This window comes from Bartonella sp. CL100XZDX (assembly GCF_042195375.1).
In the GTDB taxonomy this organism is placed as follows: Bacteria; Pseudomonadota; Alphaproteobacteria; order Rhizobiales; family Rhizobiaceae; genus Bartonella.
Map to the genome: position 1 here is coordinate 155,644 of NZ_JBHIOH010000045.1, position 24,133 is coordinate 179,776.

A 24,133-nucleotide genomic window follows, 5' to 3' on the forward strand; every position below is an offset into this window, starting at 1 on the left:
CGTTAAATGTTGCCTTCATTTGAAAGTTTTTTACGCCTCTAAATTATATGAATCAAAATTAATTGCTTGCAATCTATGGGCATTTTCCTTCAACCAAGCACGGTACGTTTTACTATCAGGACATAGCTCTTCACAAAGAGCCCAAAATCTTGGTCCGTGATTCATTTCAACAAGATGAGCAACCTCATGAGCAACAACATATTCCACAACTTCTTTTGGTGCCATAACAAGGCGCCAAGAAAAAGAAAGACGCTTATCTATTGAACAAGATCCCCAACGACTTCTCGTATCTTTATAACAAATTGATTTGACTTTACGCTCTACTTTATGGGCATAATGTGCCACCAAAGGTGTTATAATAAGTGCTGCTTGTTTTTTCAAAACGTCAGCAATGCGTCTTGGGAGGTATTCTAATTGACCATAAACAATAATTTTAGGTCCTTGCTCCGCATCTGCTGTAAGGATTTCTGTTACCCCACGCCCTTCTTTATGCTTTATGGTATGGGAAACACCTAATAAAGGAATCATTGCCCCCTCTTTGAGATAAGCATTTTCATGAGAGATTTGTAAACGAGCAAGACGTGCCTCAATCCAAGATCGATGCTTTTCAATAAAACTTTGAATCGTACAGAGACTTATCGCTGGTGGTGTTGTTACACAAATCTCTTGACTGCTGGCATCAATACGTAAGGTAAGACGGCGTGCATACTTATTTTCCCGCACCCGTACAGGTACAGAGCGATCAGAAAAAATAAAATGCTGTTTAGAAATGCTCATATATTTTTATCTTCATCAATAAATGTACCCCTTATTTTGCATTAATCTGATTAATAAAAGATCTCAATACTGTTTCAAGGCAATCTAAATCTTGTGGACGAGAAAAGCGATGATCTGCATCACGAACAAGTGTCAACGTTACATCATGGAGAGGTAAATGATCAAGTAAAGTCAATGTATGCTGATAGGGAATATCTTCATCTTCCATCCCTTGTAGAATATGGACTGGACACCCAACATCAATGCATCCTTTCATAACACAATTTTCGCGCCCATCTTCAATTAATGTTTTTGTAAAGGGCATTGGCTCTGTATCATCAACAGCAGGTCGTTCAATATAGCCTTTTTCTTCCAAAATCTTCCATTCTTCTGGGCCTAATTTTGGTTCCACCAATGTTTGTGTAAAATCAGGCGCTGGAGCAATCAATATCATGCCAGCAAGCTTCTTATTTTTCTGTGCTAGCATCATAGCAAGCCTTAGTGCAATCCACCCACCCATAGAGGAACCAATCAAAATTTGTGGACCCTCACAATAGGTTTCAAAAGTCGCTAAACTTTCCTTAACCCAACGCGAAATTGTTCCTTGAAAAAAATCACCTTCAGATTCTCCATGTCCAGAATAATCAAAACGTAAACAAGACAAATCATTCTTCTGAGCAAATTGATCAACTAACGTTGCCTTACTTCCCAACATATCGGATTGATAGCCAGGAAGCCAAACCAAACCTGGAGATTGGCGCCCCTTGCGATAGCGTACTGCAAGTGTGGTGTTCTCAAACGAAAAAAACTGACAAGGAATATGTTGATCCATGATTCTTTATCCTCCATAAAACAATTTCTTTAAATTAAGAGAAAACTTTTATAATCTAAATCATTCCAAAAAGTAATAAATCAAATAATGAAAATAACACGAATTATAGTTGTTTTTAGGTGCATAATTGTATATTAAATTAACTGTAGTTGAATCAAAATTTAAGGAGCATAAACCATTCGTAAACCGTTTAAAATGACACCTACCCAAAAAGACGGACCACGTTCAAATAAGGATATTCGGGTACCTCATGTTCAGCTTATCAATGATGAGGGACAACATCAGGGAGTTGTTGCGATACAAGAAGCTCTTGCTATGGCTGCAGATGCGGGACTTGATTTGGTTGAGATTGTACCAAATGCAGAGCCACCCGTATGTAAAATCATCGATTTGGGAAAATTAAAATATCAAACCCAAAAAAAAGCTGCTGAAACACGTAAGAAGCAAAAAGTCATCGAAATCAAAGAGATTAAGATGCGCCCAAATGTTGATGTCCATGATTATGGAGTCAAGCTCAAGGCTGTTCATCGCTTTATTGATCATGGTGATAAAGTAAAAATTACTTTGCGTTTTCGTGGTCGTGAGATGGCTCACCAAGATCTTGGATTAAAGCTTCTTCAGCGTGTGAAAGAAGATACAAGTGAAATTGCCAAAATCGAATTGGAGCCAAAGCTTGAAGGCCGGCAAATGATGATGGTGATAGCACCTAAATAGTTTTGCATTGGAATAATATTCGCATGCAACTCATCAGCATGAGCGTATGGTATTTTTAGAAGCACCACATAGAGTTTTTGTGGTGCTTTTAAGGTTTTATAAATGTGTATAAAGCCTTTTAAGAGTTTAATAATGCTTGATCGATTTATAAGAAGAATTCGTTATTTTGCATATTAAATGAGAAAGCTCAAACATCGTAAGGCCTTCTTATTTCAAGCACTCTTATCATGCAATGCGGCGAAATTGTTTGCTTACACATCACAAATGGAGATGATACATAAAAAATTATTAAAAAAGCAGAAATGTTTTTTGTGAGCCATTTCAAGTGCCAAAGGCTATCACAATATGGAAATTGGTAAATACAATAGTGAAACTCGCCGGTATCTTTTATTGAAAACTACAAATAATGATGAACAACGAATTTTCGTTATACCTTTTACAGAAACTTTGCACTACATTCTTCACTCTCGCCGTCGTGAAATTGATATGATGAGCCTTGAAAGAAAAGACTATTTTTGTAAAAAAGATTAAGGGGCTTTTTAATTAAGAGTGTTTCAATCTTGCATAAAATAATGAGAGAATATAGAAGCACTTCATGGCTAAAAAACAAATTTCCTCTTTCGACAAACATCTTATTATCCGCCTTTTACGAGAAAATTTTCGTAAACATATGCGTTGGTACAGTGCGGCTATCTTCTCAATGATCATCATTTCTTGTACCACAGCAACCAGTGCATGGATTATGCGGGATGTTGTTAATCAGATTATTGATGCACAAAATTTTCCTATGATTGTTTTGATTTCTAGCTGCATTGCTTTTATCTTTATTCTCAAAGGAGTTGCAACTTTTTTCCAAACTTACTTTCTAAACAAAGCAGGCAACAGTATCATTGCTGAACAACAGCGTAAAATTTTTGCACGACTTATGGAACAAGGAGTCTCTTTTTATCATAATAATACTTCATCTGATCTTCTTGTTCGTGTAACTCATAATGCAACAGCCGTACGTAATATAATTGATACTATTATCACAACTTTTGTACGTGATTTGCTTTCCGTTAGTGGTCTGTTGCTTGTCATGTTCATTCAAAACTTTGTGTTAATCTCCATTACTTTAATCGTAGGACCACTAGCTTTTTTAGGCGTTCGAATGGCTTTAAAACGCGTTCGCAGCTTGATGGAAAAAGAGCTCCTTTCACTTGGTGAAATTATCAAAATCGTACAGGAAACGGCTGTTGGTATTCGAATCATCAAGGCCTTTTCACTAGAAGAAGTCATGAAAAAACGGATGGACAAAGCCATTTGTGATGTTGAAAAACAAACAAACAGTATTGCAACACTCGAAGCTATTACCAATCCAATTATGGAAACACTCACGGGTGTTGCCATTGCAGGTATTATTTGTTTTTCCGGTTATCTTGCAACCCAACGCGCAGGTGTTCAAGGTGAATTTATGTCCTTTATTGTTGCTTTACTTTTAGCTTATGAACCCGCAAAAAGACTAGCAAATGTACGTGTTAAAATTGAATCTGGCTTGGTCAATATCCGTACGATGTTTGAAATACTCGATTGTCCCCTTACAGTTGTAGAACATAAAGAAGCTAAAGATCTGAATAAAACGCAAGGAACTATTCGTTTCGAACATGTTTCTTTTGCATACACTAATAACAAAATGATATTGAAAGACATCAATCTAGAAATAGAAGCCGGAAAAATGACAGCATTGGTGGGACCATCCGGTTCGGGAAAATCAACCCTTATCAACCTTATTATGCGCCTCTATGACCCCACAAAAGGACGCATATTGATTAATGATCAAGACATTCGCTACACAACATTTCGCTCTCTGAGAAACCTGATGGCTTATGTAGGACAGGATACTTTTCTCTTTCAAGGAACTGTTAAATATAATATCGGGCTTGGAAAAGAAGGGGCTAGTGATGACGAAATTATCGAAGCAGCAAAAGCAGCAAATGCTCATGACTTTATTATGAGTTTGCCAAATGGTTATGATACACAGATAGGTGATAATGGCTGTAATCTTTCAGGGGGGCAAAAACAACGACTCGCTATCGCTAGAGCAATGATTCACGATAGTGAAATTCTGATTCTTGATGAAGCAACAAGTGCGCTCGATTCACACACCGAAGCACAAATTAATGAAGCCATTCACCACCTTACTAAAGGACGCACAACGATCATTATTGCTCATCGCCTTTCAACGATTGCTCGTGCTCATAAAATTGTGGTCATACAAAATGGACAACTGATTGAACAAGGTACTCAAAAAGAATTGCTAGCAAAAGAACATGGGTTTTATAAAAAACTTCATAATATCCAGTTCAAAAAACATACCCCCTAATTTCTAGATCCTTAAATAAGATTTGAAATAAAAAATGGATAGAAGGTAATGCTCCATTTATAAAAAAAGACTTGTTATCAAGAAAAAGCATTACTTCAATCAAGAATTGGTAAATAATTTATGGTTTATTGAAAATAAAATTCTTGGATTTAGATGAAAACTTTACTCGTTGTTTTGTTGAATGCAAAAGATAAGATGTAATTTGCTTATTGCAAATTTTCTTTATATTTATGATGAATCAATCAAAAGCGCTTGTTGTACGTCATAAGAGATATTGGTATATGCATAAAAACTCTTAAGATAAGCAATAAAAATACCTCTACACTTTCAAGTGAAAAGATTGTCAGCAATATGAAAAGCTGGAAAATAGAATGATAATGCCGGCTTATAGCTTTAGCAAATACTTATACCTTTATTAATAACGGTAGTGTAGATTTTATACCATTCATAAGAGGTACTTTATACCATTTCACAAGCAATCTTATGAAATAGACTCAAGCGCACACTGAGAAATGTTCCTTTAAAACAAGTACATAAACTTGCAACACAATAATGTTATATTTTGGAGTATTCTGTTTGGGGAGCTATTCGTTATAAGAAAAGTGATCTCATTCAAGACACAATAAACAAAAATCTAAAATAATAGGTAATTTTTATTATTAAAAAATATTGCTTTAAATGCGTTTGACAATAAAATCGATATCTTATGAATTCTCTGCTTGCCTCATGCTTTTGACGGTCTTTAATGGAATCATGTCCTTCATGTAAAAACAGAATGCCATTGTGTTGCAAATTCACGTACTTGTTTTAAAGAGACCTCTCTCAAAGTCTTCCCTAAGCCCATTTCGCGATAACATTCGTGAATTGTATAACGATAAATCCATTAACCCCCTCTATCTTTACGCTTATGGAGTAATAAACCGGCACCATTCACACTATTCTGCCAGTCCCTAATGTTGCGACAGCTCTTAGCTCTCGAGATGATTCATAAGAGGCATTTTTAGTCATTTCTTAATAGTTTTATCCACACAGGATTCCCCGCTTGTAGCATACAAGCCGAATGGTTTTGATTGATTCAATACGAAAGAGATTCGTACGATATTCAAAGTTCTAATTCAAGTTGAATAACAATAAATTATCTTTATAAATCAATATATTGCACACACTACATTCTTTAGGCAACAGCACGATATGGGCTTGAAAACAAGGTAAGGTATTTCTCTAAAATAAATATATATCAGCAAAATAACATACTATCTTTCGTGAAGATTTTGTCCCTTTAGAGAATAGCATAACAAAAAATCGAATATTTCAGATATATCTCTTCACGCCTCAACAAAAAGCTTCTTCTTTTATAGGATTTCTAGTCTATGCCTCCTTCCTCAGATTTAGAAATGAAAGACAAAAAACGAAGAAATTGTTTTTTTTAAAATTCAATCTTTAATAATCTCTTTCATAAAAGAGACCTATACTAGAATTTTGTTCATTTCCTATGGCACCTTTAGCTTTGAGATGACGCGAAATATCTAAATTAATTGTCCCTTTCGTCGTTCCATCAGACCCTGCTTCAAAGCCCAAATAAATATTATTGTGTATGTAACGTCCAATACGTAAGCCTGTATTACCCTTCTCATTAACGATAACATCAAGATCATCAAGTCCAATTTTAGTTCGTAAAGTATTCAACAAAGATGTATTAGAAGCACCTGCAAGATCAGCCGCTGCTGCTGCAAGTTGAGCAATCTGAAATGGTGATAATTCATTAAGAGAGCGATTAAAAATCAAACGAGCCAAAATCTCATCCTGAGGCAAATTTGGTTGTGAAGAAAAATTAATATCAAGATTATCAACCGTCCCACTTACAGTTACAGTGACGCGAATATCACCACTGTTATTGTTGGTTACAAAATAAACCGTAGGATTAAGATTACCACTAAAACTCGCTTGTCCTTGATCAAAATTAAGACGTTGCGACAGGATATCAAAACGTCCACGAATCATTCTAAATTCACCAACTGGATGCACATCATTCAATGGACCTGCTAGATTAATGCGTCCTCCCAGTTCAGCATCTAAGCCTTTTCCGCGTACAAAAAATTGATTGCGTGCTGTAATACGCATATTTGATAGCACGACAGATGACGATTCTTGTGTAACTATACGGCTTTTGCTTTTGTTCGTGTTCTTAACATCAGCACGTTCAAGTGTTGTTTGAATCGATTTAGTTAAATTCTTATTTCTAACATCAAGAAACTTGGCACTTTTAAAATAATCAGGAACAAAAACTTCAGCTTTTTCAACGATGATATCACCACCAAGAACAAGATTATTTAAAAAATGACCTGTCATTGTCATCTCACCTGATAATGTTGCCAGAATCATAGAACCATCATTATAATTGGCATTATCAAGATGAAATATCAAATCTGTCTCTAGACTATTAGAGATACGACCTGAAGCAGAAATTCCCCCCCCCTCAAACGAAGAAGCTGAAGCTTTCTCTATAAGGATATGATCACCTTTCAATTTGCCTTCAAGCTTTATATTATTCAATCCTACATTTGTTTGTGAATCAAAAAAGCTACCGTCGCCTATAGAAATATTTCCTAACAATTGTGGCTTTGATAACGCCCCATTAAGAGATGTATCAATTCTTGCTGTACCCGTTATATGTGCACCACGCTTGGCTAATAAGAGATTAACAAAATCAAGAGGCATTATCCCTTTAACGTTTAATTTTGCCTCTGAACCATTAAGAGACACAGGCCCATGGATGGAAAGATCTAATCCTTTATCTCCAGTAGCTATCATATTTTCAATATGAAATGTCGATTTTTTATAAGAACCACGAGCATTTATATTGATTGACATCGGTCCTTTATGCGTCATAGCGGTTAAATTTTGACTAGAAAGCTCAAAATGAGCAGATGGATCCTTCATTGTTCCACCAATATCAACTTTACCTATCACTGTCCCATCAAGCGCTTGTCCTGCAATAAAACCATTCGCCAAACGTGCAGATAAATTTTGCAAATTAATATGAAGATCAAGCGCATTTTTCTCTAGAGATACATGCCCCTGAGCTTGTGCTTGTACTCCTTCTCCTGTTAAATTTGCATTCAAAGTAAGATTTTGATCTACAGTGTTCCCCGTAGCAGAAAGAGAAAAAGGCATAATTTTTTTATCTTGAAAAGCAACGGTTGTCAGTCCCTCACCTTTTATATCGTAAGTTATATTAGGTTTTTTTAAATGACCACGAATCATAACCTGCCCTGTTACACTCCCTGCTGCTCCAAGATCGGATTTCCACAGATTGACTAAAGCAGCAGGAAGCGCATTCATTGTAAGTTGCAAATTCAGGGTATCTTGAATATTCCCTGCTAAGATGATGTTGCCTCCATTTATTGCAATTCCTAATTCATTGATTGTCATTCCATCTTTATCAAAAGCAATTATGGATGGCTTCGGCAATGTTGCATGAAAAGTATGTTGTTTTAAGTCCACAGTTTCAATTTGCACTTCTCGTTTTATACTTTCTGGAAGTTCCTCAACCATTAAACAACCAGAAAGCCGTGCATTGAGAGTATCATGCAACATCGCTTGGACAGTAAAAACCGTTTGTCCATTATTCCTATCAGCGTGAGCATTTAAACGATTGACCATTACCAAAGGTGTTTGAATATGTTCTGCATTGATAACTCCTTCAAACTGAGTCATGCCAAAAGGATCGAATATGTCAGCATCTATTGCCAATTTTTTTATTTTATTCTTGGAAAAATTCAAATGGTTAACATGCGCCTTCACATTGGTTTTTTGTCTGCCATTTTGTTCATCAAAAATAAAATCTCCTTTTACTTTTCCACTACCATCCTGCAAAAATAACGCTGAAAGTACGGAAATATCATCGGCATCAATATGCAGCGCTCCTTTCAAAAAACCGCCAAGTTGTTGAGAAAGATCACCCGTTATTTTTGCACTTCCCCCTCTAATATCGATATTTTTAAGTTTTCGAATTTTATGAGAATCTTCAAAAGAGGCCGATACATGCAAAGGTTTCTTAGCAAAAATCCCTTCACCTTTTACCACCCCCGTTAAAGAAGTAATTGGTGCTGTATTATCTACAAATGCATCTATGTTAAGTGTTGTGTTTTGAAGTTTCTTCCCTACAATTAATGCTTCAGCAATATGGGCACGTGTATTTAGTTTTATATGGCTATTGCGCCCTCTCGCCGTACTTTGAATTGTAAGCGCACCGCTTATCTTTGGATCTAATTTGGACAAATCAGATATTTGAGCAGATAGATCCATTTTAGCGCTTTCATCTGAAAAATAACCATTAGCCTCTATGTTTGTATATTGATTTTTCAAATTAAAATGACGAAAAATGACACCCCTCGTATTTCGAGTAACACCACCTGAAAGAGTGATGTTTCCTTTGAATAAACGATCAAAAGACTGCATGCCTATTTTCATATCGTCAGCCATTCCTGATAATTGGAGATCAAAAATGCCACTCAATAAACTGATCGTTCCTTTGGCTTTAATATCTGCACTACCAGAAAGTGATTGTTTACTGAACACTTCCAAAGGAGTTAATGTTTGAGCTTTTAAACCGAGATCGCCTTTAAAAACAAAATTCTCCATTGTCCCTTTTAACCAAGAAGAAAAACCCTGAGCCGTAACACTCAGATCATGAATCAAAATTGGTTTGTTCGAAACAATATCCGTATCTAAATGCACATGAACCGCTTGGCTTAAATTTTCTACTAACGCTCCCTTTATCTTTTTAACCCCTTGAAGCGTCCCTTTAACCTGAACACCAACATGACGAGAAGCTGCATTATCAAGATTTTCGCTTACTCCTCCCATATCAAAAATTGCATCGCGAATATAAATATTTTTATTGCTTAAATGATTTACAACCAACCGCCCACTCCAAGATTGTTGACCTTCGCGACCATAGTCAATGTTCAAAGCAAGAGTATTCGCAGATTTTGGCACGTCTGATATAGGTAAATGAACAGAATCCTTTTTGTTATCAAGAGCCATTTTTCCATCAACAAAAAGCCGTCGCAAAAATCCATCGGCGGTTATTTCAGCATTGGCTATAACATTCATTGCTTTGTTCTGAATAACCATCTGATCAAGGTGTGTCACACCTTCTTTTGTTCTTCTTGCCTTTGCTTTTAATGTTATATTAGATTCGAAGAGACTACGATATTGAGAAGGTATTAAAGGGCTCAGTGTTCCCTCTAGTTTCGTAGAAAAACTCTGTCCTTCTGGAACACTTGCAAGAATAACATTACCATCTAAAATAGAATGATGATCGGACTCTAAAGAAAGTTTGATAACCAAATCATCAAAAGTACCATCACCTTTCAGGACGAGATTTAATGCTGGACATTGTTCAATGTTAAAAATATTCGCCAAAATACCATTTTGTGGTTCGTTAGCAGAAATATCAATTTGAGCTGTACGATTACTATCAGATATCTTGGTGAGAACAGAAAAAGAACCCGGTGCATCTAAACGATGCGCCGCTATATCGACATCAAAATTACCACTAGCCAAGGTGAAATTGCCTTTTAAGGACATATCAGCAGAAAAACCAAAAAGATTCTGTTCAAATGTCACATGTTGAGCTGTAAGCGTATTGATAGAAAGAGCAAGCGGTAATTTTGGTAAAGAGAACTTACCCGTCTCAAGGGAAGAAACAAAAGAAGAATTGCCTTGCGGTTTGCGTAAAAATGTAACCTGTTCTGCCGAAAGCTGGTTAATATCCATCCGCCCTCTCAGCAACGCTAGACGATTCCAATCCATTTTAGCATTGGTAATTTTAAGCCAAACCCCTTTTTTATCACTGACAGTAATAGTATCAATTGATGTTTGAGAAGACAGTGTCCCTTGCATATTGTGTAAACGAACTTGACGATTAGGCGCTGAAAGCTTTCGTTCAATTAAAGAAACAAACCATGAGCGATCATCTGTTTTCATTTCGCTAGAGGGAAGAATGTCTCCTCTTTGCGCAAAAACAAAACCACCCACCCCAAAAAACAAAAATACAAAGAAGAAAGCTGAGAAACGTACACCTTTTTTCATTAAAATGCTTGCCCTATACCCACATAAAAACCAATGCGAGGGTCACCCTTCTCTCTCTTTAAAGGAAAGGCTAAATCAACGCGTAAAGGACCAAGACCCGTCATATAACGTCCTCCTATACCGGCTCCCCATTTAATTTTTTGAGAAAAATCAAAATTCGCCTTTTCCCCTACTAAACCTCCATCAAGAAAACCGACAAACCCTATTTTATCATTTAAAGAAACACGCAATTCTGCCGATCCCTCAATAAGCGCCCGTCCACCAACAACCGCATCATTTTCTGTTTTGATACCAATATTACGGTAAGCATAACCACGAACAGAGCCCCCACCACCAGCAAAAAAAAGCGTATTTGCGGGTACTTGTGCTGTATCATTCCCAAGAATTGTACCAAGCTTTGCCCGCGCAGCAACAACAAAACGATCCCCTTCATCCAACGCCCAATAAGAACGACCTTCTGCTGTTACTTTTGCAACAAAGTTGCTAAAACGCATCTCATAAAAAGGCTCAATGAAAACTTCACCATATAAACCTTTTGTTGCATTAAACTTATTATTACGACTATCGTAAATCAAGCCGCTAGGGAAACCGATTGTTGTAAAATTACGGCTCCCAAAATAGATATCACGTGAATAACCATTTGAAACTTCTACAGCAGCCTGTCCCGATAGATTACCATTGAAAATATGCGTAATACCTAATTTTCCTTTGATGGCTTTTGTCGTATAATTTTCTAAAACATCTTGTTGTATTTTTAATTCTGACCTGAGATCTGTATCTGGCGTGAGTACACCAGGCTTTATAAACGTACCACCGAAAAGATAATCAAAATTTTTAAAATTATATGATTGCTTTTTATTGCTACCAACACCACTTATTTTTGTTTCAATTTTAAGAGTCTCTGCATGACCCAAAAGATTGTTATGCATCCAATAAGTCTCAAAACCAGCACCATCTAATGTTGAATAGCTACCGCCTACACCAAAACGACGCGGTTTACGTTCTTGTACAACAAGCATAAGCGGTAAACTACCATCTAGATTAATAGTATCAGCCTCACGTATATTGATAGCACGAAAAACACCAAGGCGCGCAAGACGTTCATTTGCCTTAGCTAACGCATCGGAATCGTATATCTGCCCTGGTTTCAATCCAGTCATCCACGCGATATAAGCTGAATCTACACGTGGTTTCTTACTTATATTACGCACACTTAAAGGACCATAATGAGCCTTTTGTCCAGGACCAACAACAATCCGTCCTTCAACACGCAATGTAGCATGATCAGCCACGACTTCACTCTTCATAATTTTAGCTTTAGCATAACCTTGTTGCCGCCATCCTTCTATCGCCCATTTTTCTGCTTTCAAAATGGTTTCAGATTTAGCAATAGCCCCAACTTTATAGCCCAATTCTTCAATTGTGGGCATTTTATGCGCTTTACGTTTTTCAAACGGAGCTACTTTATCAATATTGGCAATACTAAAAACATATTGTGGACCAGCATTAATTGTAATAACGATATTCGATTGTGCTGGAAGTTGAGTTACCGGACTTAAATCAGCGACTTCTAAACCATTAATTTTAATACTAATGACACCACCATAGCGTCCATCAGCATAAAGAGCAGAAAGAATTGCTCGATAATCTGAACGCGCCTTGGCTAGCAAACCAGAAGAACTAGCGGATGCTTTCTCTTTATCAGCAACAAGAGAAGAAACAGATTTAACTATTTTTATACCTTCTAATGGCGCACCTGGCGGTGCAACAACATCAACTTTATAAAATCTCTCTGTACTTTTTGCATAATGTGAAGGAGAATTTGTTTTCTTTTTACCAAAAAGAGGAATGCCGAAAAAATCAAATGCAGCAAGAGGCTGTGGAAAAGAAAAAGAAAAACACAAGCCTATAAAGACACAGCGCACAGTCCCTGATTTTAACAAAATTCTTGTCTGGTATACCATAAAATCAGATACCTTATAATACACTTTGCATCTACTACGCTTTAAATAATATAAAAATAAGAAAGGTAAATATAATTACTTTGCACATTTTACGCGTTTTATCACATCAAATAACACTCTGCGATACATAACGTCACCCTCCCCTTATATTTTCATAAAATTCTGCACTGTTGTATAACACGAACAGCCTCATTCTTTTTTTCTTAACATATTTATTTAGCTTATTATAAATGTTTTATTGCGTCCCATATTATCATGGTTAAATTTGTACAAATGACTTTCCATGAGAACGCTAAAAACTGCCCATGTATATAGATCTCTCTATAAAAAAACCATAGAGATGCTTCTTGATTTTTATAAATAGATATGATTGTCTCTACCAAGTCTAAAGGGGGAAAATAAATAAATGATCGCACGTATTACAACTGTTGCTTTTCGCGGTCTAGAAGCAGTCCCTGTCGATGTACAGGTTATGATTTCGTCTGGTAAAATAGGAATGGCTATTGTTGGATTAGCTGATAAGGCAGTTGCAGAAAGCCGTGAACGTGTACAAGCAGCCCTCCACGCTTGTGGACTTTCTATGCCTACTAAACGAATTACGATTAATCTTGCACCAGCTGATTTGCCTAAAGAGGGATCGCATTATGATTTGCCAATCGCCGTAGGCTTAATGCTTGCTATGGGAATCCTCCCTCCTGAAGTAGCACAAGACTATATCATTTTAGGAGAATTATCACTGGATGGTTCACTTACCGCTGTTAATGGTGTTTTACCAGCCGCCATGACAGCTTTATCACTCGATAAAGGGCTGATTTGTCCCTTCCAATGTGGACCTGAAGCAGCATGGGCAAATGCAGAAATAAATATTCTTGCTCCAGAGACTCTGCTCACTATAGTCAACCATTTCAAAGGAACCCAAATTCAAAAACGTCCACAACCGCGCCAATATACTATCGAAACTGAACTTCCAGATCTTTGCGAAATCAAAGGACAAAAAACAGCCAAACGTGCCTTAGAAGTTTGTGCTGCTGGACGCCATAACCTTTTGTTTGTAGGCCCCCCTGGTGCTGGGAAATCTATGTTAGCGCAACGCTTACCTTCCATTTTGCCACCTCTTGATAGCCGTGAGCTTTTAGATGTCTCTCTGATTGCTTCTATTACAGGAGAAACGGTTCATAATACCATTTCACTTCATTGCCCCTTTCGTTCCCCACATCATTCTGCTTCCATGGCCGCAATGATTGGTGGGGGGCTTAAAGGACGACCGGGAGAGGTCTCCCTTGCCCATAATGGTGTGTTATTCCTTGATGAATTGCCTGAATTTTCTCCGCAGGTTCTTGATTCTCTTCGTCAACCTTTAGAAAGCGGGGAGTCAGTTATCGCCCGCGCTAATCACCATATTAGCTATCCTGCTCGCTTCCAACTCATTGCCGCAATGAATCCTTGCCGATGTGGTATGGCAGGCGAAAAAGACCATGTTTGCCCTAAAGGAATACGCTGTCAAATCGATTATCAGTCCCGTATTTCTGGTCCTCTGCTTGACCGAATTGATTTACGGATTGATGTCCCTGCTTTGACAGCTATGGACCTTATGCAACCAGAACAATCAGAAAAAAGCTGCGACGTTGCCAAACGCGTCGCACGATGCCGTACCATTCAAGCTAAACGTTTTTCAACAATGGGGTTTGATCATATTCGTACCAATGGCGATTGCCCTGCCAAAATTATAGAACAGATTGCCATTCCTGATAAAAGTGCGACCATACTCTTACGAGATGTGAGTGAAAAAATGCACCTCTCTGCACGCGCTTATCATCGCATTCTCAAAGTTGCACGCACAATTGCTGATCTTGACGGATCAGATACTCTTTCACGCTATCATCTCGCAGAAGCTATTTCCTATCGACTAGGTGCAGAAAGATTAACAGCCCTTAATTAAAAAACTATTCATCAATAAAAACTTATTGGAAAATAACGCAAATAAAGTTCTGTAAGTTTACCATCTTCTTCTAGTGATTTCAGCGCATAATTGAGTATATCAACCAATTTTTCATTCTTTTTTGCAACAGCAAGCTGCATTCCTTGCCCCAATAACTGTGGCGCCATATATGCCCCCCCAACAAAATGGCAGCAATCAACAGATTTTTGTTTTTTGAACCATAATGATAAAGCAAATCCATCATCAAAAATAAGGTCAATTTTACGCTCTTGTAACGCTTTATAGAGTTCTTCTCTCTTTTTAAATCCTTGCCATTTGGCTTTAGGAAAATAATGTTGAAAGAGTTTTTCGTGAACACTTTTAGACAAAACACCACTGGTTAAATGTATCAATTGATCGCTTATTGGCTCATCGAGATTTAAACGTCGAGAAGCAACAAATCGCGCTGGAAAACGTAAATATGACTTTGTAAAAACAAGATCTTGCTGGGTTTTACTTGTTTCTTTTAAACCCGCAATAATGACTTCCGCATCACCATTTTCAACATGTTCTACAAGCTCTTTCCAAGGAATCACTTCTACTTCACAAAGCTTCTCTAATTTTAATTTTGAACAAATAGCGCGCAATAAATCGATATTATAACCTGCAAGATGCCCCGTTTGATCAATAAAATTAAAAGGAGGAAAATCAAAAGTTGTTACAAAACGCAAACGAAAGATATCCGTTGTATCAGGTTGTACCAAGTGTTCATGCGAATCAAAAAAAGAAGGCAGCCTTTCAGCTTCTGCGTAAGAGGAAAATAGAACCCCCCCTGCTACAAATAAAATACGAATAAAAATATTGTATGGATTATTGAATAAAAGATACCGTAAACGCAATTGAAGATGTTTTACATATATAGATTTTTTTATTTTCAAAATCTCTCCCCCATTTTTCAAAACTAAGATGCAACTCTTCTTAACTATTATCTAACGCACTTCACCAAAATATCTGGCGTTTAATAAATAAAATTCTTGCTATTTTTTAAAACTGTTAAAAAATTTAACAGTTTTCATATATTTTTTTTGAACCCATTGAAAATGCTTAGATTTCTGATGTTAATTTTCCAAAATAAATATATAAAAGGTAATTTTAGAGAAAGGCGATTTAATTTTTTAAATATAAGAAATAGGCTGTATATACTTTAGTGGCACACTTTATTTTATCAAAATATCTCGCGTATCTTAAAATATTAAGACCATTTCCTTGCGTATCACAACCAGGGAAGTATATAGATACTATTGAAGAAAAGAGTAAAAATACCCCTCAAATGCCGAGGTTTTTCTCAACATTAAGGTTGCATCAACATTTAAGAGTTGAAAAATAAAATGATGATTCTGGTTTGTGCTTTATTGTCAAGATGGGAAAGGTGGGAGACATGAATCTTGTAGTATTCACAGGGTATTTTGCGCTATATTATTCAAACATCGTTGTAAAATGAGTTTGGAAACATTGAGAGATGTTCCTTAAAAAAGCGCGAGAATATCAGCGCAATGGTGCTTTGTTTTAAATGAGGGACGTAACCTCCATTACAGGAATGAGAAAAACATAAAGCGTAAGATAATGCGTCATCACCATCATTATTCAAAAACATCACCGTAGACGTTTTTTAAAATTGTAAAGTTGAATATAAAAAAAGATGATCGTGGAAACGTGTTTTTATATTTACGCGTTTATATTTTCCTCAAATGAGGCTTTTTTCACATTTTAAAGATGACACAAACCAATATACACAATATTTTCGCCTCAATCTAACATACAAAAGTTTGAACTGCTTAGAGAGCTCGTAACCTTTGTTTTAAATATATGGTAGAATTAGGATTGAAAATTGATTTATGGATAAAACAAGTAAGACCTCTGCTAGAGTAACACAAAAATGCATAACTAATTTTAAAACATTACGCATATGCAAAAATAAACAAAGTAAATAGCATCGTTTTATGAAACAACTTTTTGTATAAGTCAAAAGTGTTTATTCGCCTTATATCACCGCCCTCGTGTTTTACAGCATAACAGTACACTATCATTTCATCATTCTCTCCATTATATATCGACAGATATTGAATCTAGATCTGATATACGGTAAATATTTAATGTGGTTATTCCATAAATAACTGATCAGAACATTGAGCTTTGAAAAAAGCGGATAAAATATTGTAAATTGAACACAGGAATGGACTAACTTATGAGTGATGAAATAACCTCACCAGTACAAAGCAATAACTATGATGCCGCTTCTATCAAAGTTCTCAAAGGTCTTGATGCTGTACGCAAACGTCCTGGTATGTATATCGGTGATACTGATGATGGATCGGGTTTACACCATATGGTCTATGAAGTTGTAGACAATGCTATTGATGAAACTCTAGCCGGTCATGCTACTCTTGTAAACGTCACACTCCATGCTGATGGTTCTTGTTCTGTTCGTGATAATGGACGTGGAATTCCGACAGATATCCATCCAACAGAAGGTATTTCTGCAGCTGAAGTTATTATGACACAGCTTCATGCCGGCGGAAAGTTTGATCAAAACTCTTATAAAGTTTCAGGCGGATTACACGGTGTTGGTGTCTCTGTTGTGAATGCATTATCCGTTTGGCTTAAATTGCAAATCAAACGCAATGGTAAAATTCATGAAATATCATTTACCCACGGGGTAGCTGATGCTCCATTAAAAGTTATTGGCGATTGCGATAGAGAAAGTGGAACAGAAATCAGATTTTTACCAAGTTCTGAAACTTTTACTATGGTTGAGTTTGATTTTGAAACTTTGGAGCGCCGCTTACGGGAATTAGCCTTTCTAAATTCTGGGGTTTATATTCTTCTTGTTGACGAGCGTCATGCTGATATTAAATCAGTTGAATTGCATTATGAAGGTGGATTAACGGAGTTTGTCAAATATATTGACCAATCAAAAAAAGCCCTGCTTGATAATCCTATTTATATTGCAAGTGAAAAGGATGGTATGAGCGTTGATGTTGCCCTATGGTGGAATGATTCCTATCATGAGAAGGTCTTGTGTTTTACCAATAATATTCCTCAGCGTGACGGTGGAACTCATTTGATAGGTTTTAGAAGTGCCCTTACGCGCCAAATTAATGGCTATGCTGAATCTTCAGGTATTGCTAAAAAAGAAAAAGTGAACTTAACCGGTGATGACTGCCGTGAAGGATTAACAGCTATTCTTTCTGTCAAAGTTCCTGATCCAAAGTTTTCTTCACAAACAAAGGATAAGTTAGTCTCTTCTGAAGTGCGCCCTATTGTTGAAAATTTGGTCAATGAAGGTCTTTCAGTCTGGCTGGAAGAACATCCTCATGAAGCAAAACTTCTCATTAGTAAAGTGGTAGAAGCTGCAACAGCACGTGAAGCAGCGCGCAAAGCACGTGAACTCACAAGACGAAAAGGGGCACTTGATATCACTTCTCTGCCAGGAAAGCTTGCCGATTGCCAAGAACGTGATCCTGCAAAATCAGAAATCTTTATTGTCGAGGGGGATTCGGCTGGCGGTTCAGCAAAAAGTGGGCGCTCACGTCAAAATCAAGCAATTTTACCCCTTCGTGGTAAAATCCTCAATGTTGAACGAGCACGTTTCGACCGCATGCTCTCATCTGATATGATTGGAACACTTATTACAGCTCTTGGAACGTCTATCGGTAAAGATGAATTTTCACCGGATAAATTACGTTATCATAAGATTATTATCATGACGGATGCGGACGTTGATGGAGCCCATATTCGAACTTTGCTGCTTACTTTCTTTTTTAGACAAATGCCTGAATTGATTGAACGTGGTCATCTTTATATTGCTCAGCCTCCTCTTTATAAAGTATCGCGTGGAAAATCTTCCCAATATATTAAAAATGAAGCAGCGTTTGAAGAATTCTTGATCGATACTGGATTAGAAGAAACAACGCTTGAGCTTTCAACGGGAGAAGTTCGTGCAGGGGCTGATTTGTATCAACTCGCTAAAGATGCTCGTATATTACGTCAACTTTTAAATGGTCTTCATACCCGTTATGATCGTAATATTGTTGAACAAGCAGCAATTGTTGGCGCTTTTAATCTTGAAGTCTTTGCATCACAAGAAAAAGCGCAAAAAATAGCAGATACTATAGCACACCGCCTTAATCTGATTGCTGATGATATGGAACAAGGTTGGAGTGGACAATATACAGCAGATGGAAGTTTATGTTTTGAGCGTATTTTGCGTGGTGTTAAAGATGTTGTTACGCTTGATGTGGGACTTATAAATTCAACTGATGCACGTCAAATTGATCGCATTTCCCAAAATTTTATCGACATATATCATCCTCCTGTTCTTTTACGTCGCAAAGATAAAACAGAGCGTATTTTTGGTCCTATGAGCCTCTTAGAAAGCATTTTTACAAACGGTAAAAAAGGTGTTACTCTTCAACGTTATAAAGGTCTTGGGGAAATGAATGCTGAACAACTTTGGGAAACAACGCTTGATCCCAATGCACGTTCTCTTTTACAAGTAAAAATTAATGATGCAACCGATGCAGATTCACTTTTTTCTCGTCTCATGGGTGATGAAGTTGAACCTAGACGTATTTTTATTCAAGACAATGCCTTAAACGTTGCCAATCTTGATATCTAAAGGTACTCTTCTGTTTTTGGCTGTGTAAATGTCGTAGTTTTATACGTTGTTTTTTCGTAGTTGAACATTCCCTCTCTATTTCATTTACGATAAAAGAAAAATAAGGAAGATCATATACATGGCAATTGAAACAGAACGTGTAGGAACCAAGGGTGGCATGGAGCACTCTTTTGGTTTTACAAGAGTAGATGAAACGCAAAAACAATCCATGGTGGATGGTGTGTTTCATTCTGTCGCTGAAAATTATGACAAGATGAATGATATCTTATCCTTAGGGCTACACCGTGTGTGGAAAAATTCCATGGTTGCTTGGCTTTCCCCACCAGCACTTTCTCATTGGAAAGTTCTTGATGTCGCTGGCGGTACAGGTGATATTGCTTTTCGTATTCTTAATGCTTCACGCCAAAAAGCCCATGCTACAGTACTTGATATTAATGGCTCAATGCTCAGCGTTGGCAAAAAACGCGCACAAAAAAATGGTCTTGCCCCTCTGATTGATTTTGTTGAAGCCAATGCAGAAAATCTACCTTTTGAAGATCAAAGCTTTGACGCTTACACGATTGCTTTTGGAATTCGCAATGTTCCTCATATTGATCAAGCTCTTAGAGAAGCTTTTCGTGTTTTAAAGCCCGGTGGACGTTTCTTATGTTTAGAATTTTCAAATGTCGAGATACCTTGGCTCGATAAAATTTATGATCTTTGGTCTTTCCATGCTATCCCTACGCTGGGTCAATTTATCGCAAATGATGGCGATGCTTATCGTTATTTGGTTGAATCTATCCGCAAATTTCCTAAGCAAGATGATTTTGCCCATATGATCAAGCATGCGGGGTTTTCGCGGGTATCGTACCGCAATCTCACCGGTGCGATTGCAGCGCTGCATTCAGGTTGGAAAATTTAAAAATGGTGCAAATTTCCCCTTACTTTCAATTGATGCGTGCAGGATGGGTTTTAACACGTGAAGGTGTTTTAAGTGCTCTTCCTCATGATGATCTTCAAGGATTTCCAGCGCTATGTCATCGTATAGCGGGCGCATTAGCAAGACGCAAAACAAAAAAGAAACAGCGATCTGAAAATATTTCGTATGCCATTAATAAGCTTGGACCCTCTTACATAAAACTTGGTCAATTTCTTGCAACAAGGCCTGATATTGTCGGCCATGATATTGCGAAAGATTTGTCACAACTACAAGATCGCGTCCAAACATTTTCTTGTACCGCCGCTATTGCTCAAATTGAAAGTTCTCTTGGTCGCTCTATTGATGATTTATTCGTAAATTTTTATCCCCCCATTGCCGCCGCTTCTATTGCTCAAGTTCATCCAGCTGAATACAGTGATGAAACTGGCCATACGACAAAATGTGCTGTAAAAGTTATTCGTCCCAATATCAGAGCACGTTTTTCTAAAGATCTTAGAGGATTCTATCTCATTGCTCATTTACAAGAGCGCTATATCCCTGCCTCTCGAAGGCTTCGTCCTGTTTGTGTAGTGGATACTTTAGCACAAACAACACGGCTTGAAATGGATTTACGCCTAGAAGCAGCAGCTATATCTGAAATGGCTGAAAATATTCAACATGATACAGGCTTTCGGGTTCCACGTATTGACTGGGAACGGACAGGACGTAATGTCCTTACAATGGAATGGATTGATGGTATAAGAATATCCGAAACTTCCAAACTTAAAGAAGCAGGTTTTGATTTGAAGGCGCTCGCTATTACGCTTATTCAATCTTTTCTTCGCCATACATTGCGTGATGGTTTTTTTCACGCCGATATGCATCCTGGTAATTTATTTGTAGATGAAAAAGGATGTATTGTTGCTGTTGACCTAGGCATTACAGGAAGGCTTGGTAAAAAAGAAAAGCATTTCCTTGCTGAAATCCTTTATGGCTTTATTACCCGCGATTACCATCGGGTTGCACGCGCCCATTTTGAGGCAGGTTATGTTCCTTCACACCATAATATTGAAAGCTTTGCGCAAGCCAACCGCGCTATTGGTGAACCAATTCACGGACAATCAGCACAAAGCATTTCCATGGCTAAATTGCTCACTTTATTGTTTGAAGTCACTGAATTATTTGACATGCAAACGCGACCTGAACTTTTATTGTTGCAAAAAACGATGGTTGTTGTGGAAGGCGTTGCCCGCACATTAGACCCCACTTTTAATATGTGGAAAGCTTCTGAACCCGTTGTCAAAGAATGGATTAGTAAAAATTTAGGACCCGTAGGCGTTGCCAAAGACTTTAGTGAAGGAGCACAAGCTCTCCTTTCGCTGGCACGCAAAACACCACAATTGGTTCAAAATTTCCAACGGATAGAAGAAGATTTTAATCAAATGAGAAAAACAGGTTTTAATCTTTCTCCTACTACCCTCAAACAACTTGCTGTGGAACAAAGTCATCGAAACCGTTATGGTCGTTATAGCCTTTTCATCATTGCACTTTGTTGCACTTTTCTTACTTTTTACTTTTTTCATCTTTTCTAATCTCCTTAATATGCTAAAAATATCAACAATGAAATCATTGCAATCATTTTATTTCTTGGAGGTATTTTATGGCCAGTATTACCATTCGTAACCTGTCTCCTGAAACCAAAGAAGCTTTGCGCATACGCGCCGCGCAAAATGGTATTTCTATGGAAGAAGAAGTCCGACGCCTTTTAAGCAATCCCACTCCTCTCACCACACAACCCCTTCATGCTAGTGCTGTTGAAGTGAAATCATTGAAATCAAAATCTCTTCTTCTTATTATTGGTGGAAGTATTGCATCCTATAAAGCACTTGATTTGATTCGCCGTTTACAAGAACGTGGAGCACACTTAAAAGTTGTAATGACAAAAGCAGCGCAAAAATTTATTACGCCTTTAGCCGCTGAAGCTTTAAGCGGTGGTACTGTATATACTGATTTATTTTCACGCGAAGAAGAACATGATATTGGACATATCCGATTAGCACGTAATGCTGACCTTATTATTTTAGCCCCTGCTACAGCCAATCGCATTGCAAAAATAGCCAATGGCATAGGAGATGATCTGACTGATTGCATTCTTTTAGCGGCACGCTGTCCACTCTTAATTGCACCCGCCATGAATCCGTCCATGTGGGCGCATCCTGCCACTATTCGCAATGTTGCACAACTGCGCGCAGATGGCGTTCATATCATCGGACCAGAAATCGGAAATATGGCTGAACGTGACGAGATAGGATATGGGCGTATGAGCGAACCTTTAACTATTGTTGCTACCATAGAGGCTCTTTTGAATGGGCATGAAAAACCTCTCTCTGACCGCCATTTCATCGTTACCTCTGGCCCTACCCATGAACCAATTGATCCAGTACGTTATCTTGCTAATCGGTCTTCAGGTAAACAAGGTCATGCCATCGCAACCGCTCTTGCGCATTTGGGTGCAAAAGTAACACTTATTTGTGGACCTGTTAATCTTGCAGACCCACAAGAAGTAAAAACCATTCATGTTGAAACAGCACAACAGATGTTACAAGCCGTTCAAACCGCATTGCCTGCTGATGGCGCCATCTTTGTTGCCGCTGTTTGTGACTGGCGCAGTCAAACGCAGTCTTTACACAAAATTAAAAAGAATGCTCATAAAATACCACCATCCCTTCATATGGTCGAAAATCCTGACATTTTAGCAACGATTGGACACGCTCCAAACCGCCCCTCACTGGTCATTGGTTTTGCTGCAGAAACATGTGACATCATTGCCAATGCGCAAAAAAAATGTGTTGAAAAAGGAGCTGATTTCATTCTTGCTAATGATATTTCTCTTCAACTAGATGGTACAGGTGTCATGGGTGCTGATACAAATCAAGTTTATCTCGTAAGTAGAAAAAAAGTTGAACAATGGCCCCATATGAGTAAACAACACGTAGCGCAAAAATTAGCAAACGTGATTGTATCATTTTTTGCCCCCAAAACACCTACTCCTCATGAGGAAAATATACCCCTTTGCAAATAATAACTCTTCAAACGCGTTGATATTAAAAAAACCTATAAAATAGAACTGACAATAGGTGTCTATCCATCTCGATTGTTATACAATATTTTTGATTTATAATGATAATCTCGCATTGTTCATATTAAATTAGAACCCAAATATCGTAAGATTCTCTCATTTCCAATCTCTCTCATGTTAAAGCAATAAAAATCATTTTCTTGTACATTGCAAACAAGGATAGCTGTATGAATACAAAACGTTTAAGAAAGAACTAAAAACGCTTATAATGGGCCGTCTCGGGCAACACTGAGGATGATGGCGCCAGCGTGCTCTTTTTATTAAGCGTAAAGATAGTGATGCCCTATAAGTTTTATATTATTCACGAGAACTTTGCCCTTATACCATTCACAAGCGCTGTCGCGAAATGGGTGTGACGAGCGTTGGGAAATATTTTTTTTAAAATCCCGTATCACCTTAGCCTTCATAAAAGTAGGATCTCTTGCACCACTGTCTCCCCAGCTTATAAAAAAACAAGCTATCATTTACTTTGGCTACCATCAATTTTGACAAAGCTCTTGCACTGGATAAAATTTATAAAAAGCATTTTCTTTCTTCAATGTTTTTATCCCCATATTGGTCATATTTATGATATGCAAATAAATGATTTTGATTGTTTCATGATGAGAGCAGCTAATGAGAAAATATGACAGCTTTATTTGGAACTCTTATTTACTATGAAAAATAATATATAAATCAATATATTATAATATCTCAATGCAATTTAAAGCATATCTCACACTGACGCTTATAAAGAGTATAGACAAAATTCATTGCACCACTGTCTAAACTGA

Annotated in this window: 13 protein-coding genes; 8 read left to right on the forward strand and 5 right to left on the reverse strand. The window is 37.4% G+C overall.

Going from position 1 to position 24,133, the window contains the following annotated elements; genetic code table 11:
• Window positions 1-30 precede the first annotated feature (30 nt).
• Both ACFILU_RS04660 and ACFILU_RS04665 read right to left on the reverse strand, forming a co-directional pair.
• Window positions 31-777, reverse strand: coding sequence for a M48 family metallopeptidase (locus ACFILU_RS04660; protein WP_375674941.1), 747 nt, complete (start codon window positions 775-777; stop codon window positions 31-33).
• Window positions 778-808: 31 nt separating this feature from the next.
• Window positions 809-1,588: an alpha/beta hydrolase gene (locus ACFILU_RS04665; protein WP_375660470.1), complete on the reverse strand. Its 780-nt coding sequence runs from the start codon at window positions 1,586-1,588 to the stop codon at window positions 809-811.
• A 195-nt stretch (window positions 1,589-1,783) separates the two neighbouring features.
• On the opposite strand from ACFILU_RS04665, the gene infC reads away from it, so the two are divergent.
• The 3 genes from infC to ACFILU_RS04680 all read left to right on the forward strand — a co-directional run bounded on the left by infC (window position 1,784) and on the right by ACFILU_RS04680 (window position 4,664).
• On the forward strand, window positions 1,784-2,302 hold the full coding sequence (infC, locus tag ACFILU_RS04670) for a translation initiation factor IF-3 (protein WP_273790218.1): 519 nt from the start codon (window positions 1,784-1,786) through the stop codon (window positions 2,300-2,302).
• A 345-nt stretch (window positions 2,303-2,647) separates the two neighbouring features.
• Window positions 2,648-2,833, forward strand: a complete 186-nt coding sequence (locus ACFILU_RS04675; RefSeq protein ID WP_375674943.1) for a hypothetical protein — start codon at window positions 2,648-2,650, stop codon at window positions 2,831-2,833.
• Between the two features lie 64 nt (window positions 2,834-2,897).
• The gene (locus tag ACFILU_RS04680; RefSeq protein WP_375674944.1) at window positions 2,898-4,664 is read left to right on the forward strand and encodes an ABC transporter ATP-binding protein; all 1,767 of its coding nucleotides are present in this window, start codon (window positions 2,898-2,900) and stop codon (window positions 4,662-4,664) included.
• Between the two features lie 1,440 nt (window positions 4,665-6,104).
• On the opposite strand, the gene ACFILU_RS04685 is transcribed toward ACFILU_RS04680, so the two are convergent.
• Both ACFILU_RS04685 and ACFILU_RS04690 read right to left on the reverse strand, forming a co-directional pair.
• Window positions 6,105-10,763, reverse strand: coding sequence for a translocation/assembly module TamB domain-containing protein (locus tag ACFILU_RS04685; protein WP_375674946.1), 4,659 nt, complete (start codon window positions 10,761-10,763; stop codon window positions 6,105-6,107).
• On the reverse strand, window positions 10,763-12,727 hold the full coding sequence (locus tag ACFILU_RS04690) for an autotransporter assembly complex family protein (RefSeq protein ID WP_375674948.1): 1,965 nt from the start codon (window positions 12,725-12,727) through the stop codon (window positions 10,763-10,765). The genes ACFILU_RS04685 and ACFILU_RS04690 overlap by 1 nt, the downstream gene beginning before the upstream one ends.
• A gap of 406 nt (window positions 12,728-13,133) precedes the next feature.
• Between ACFILU_RS04690 and ACFILU_RS04695 the strand changes: the two genes are divergently transcribed.
• Window positions 13,134-14,666, forward strand: coding sequence for a YifB family Mg chelatase-like AAA ATPase (locus ACFILU_RS04695; protein ID WP_375630585.1), 1,533 nt, complete (start codon window positions 13,134-13,136; stop codon window positions 14,664-14,666).
• A gap of 11 nt (window positions 14,667-14,677) precedes the next feature.
• Here the strand turns inward: ACFILU_RS04695 and ACFILU_RS04700 are convergent, their stop codons facing one another.
• A complete protein-coding gene (locus ACFILU_RS04700; protein WP_273790212.1) occupies window positions 14,678-15,583 on the reverse strand; it encodes a transporter substrate-binding domain-containing protein in 906 nt (301 codons plus the stop codon).
• A gap of 1,307 nt (window positions 15,584-16,890) precedes the next feature.
• Between ACFILU_RS04700 and gyrB the strand changes: the two genes are divergently transcribed.
• The 4 genes from gyrB to coaBC all read left to right on the forward strand — a co-directional run bounded on the left by gyrB (window position 16,891) and on the right by coaBC (window position 23,303).
• Entirely contained in the window at window positions 16,891-19,323 is a 2,433-nt protein-coding gene (gyrB, locus tag ACFILU_RS04705; protein ID WP_273790211.1) for a DNA topoisomerase (ATP-hydrolyzing) subunit B, read from the forward strand.
• Window positions 19,324-19,441: 118 nt separating this feature from the next.
• Window positions 19,442-20,224 carry a bifunctional demethylmenaquinone methyltransferase/2-methoxy-6-polyprenyl-1,4-benzoquinol methylase UbiE gene (ubiE, locus tag ACFILU_RS04710; RefSeq protein WP_375674949.1) on the forward strand — a complete coding sequence of 261 codons (783 nt, stop codon included), beginning with the start codon at window positions 19,442-19,444 and terminating at the stop codon, window positions 20,222-20,224.
• A gap of 2 nt (window positions 20,225-20,226) precedes the next feature.
• Window positions 20,227-21,813, forward strand: coding sequence for a 2-polyprenylphenol 6-hydroxylase (gene ubiB, locus ACFILU_RS04715; RefSeq protein WP_273790209.1), 1,587 nt, complete (start codon window positions 20,227-20,229; stop codon window positions 21,811-21,813).
• Window positions 21,814-21,881: 68 nt separating this feature from the next.
• Window positions 21,882-23,303: a bifunctional phosphopantothenoylcysteine decarboxylase/phosphopantothenate--cysteine ligase CoaBC gene (gene coaBC / locus ACFILU_RS04720; RefSeq protein WP_375630590.1), complete on the forward strand. Its 1,422-nt coding sequence runs from the start codon at window positions 21,882-21,884 to the stop codon at window positions 23,301-23,303.
• The last annotated feature ends 830 nt before the right edge of the window (window positions 23,304-24,133 follow it).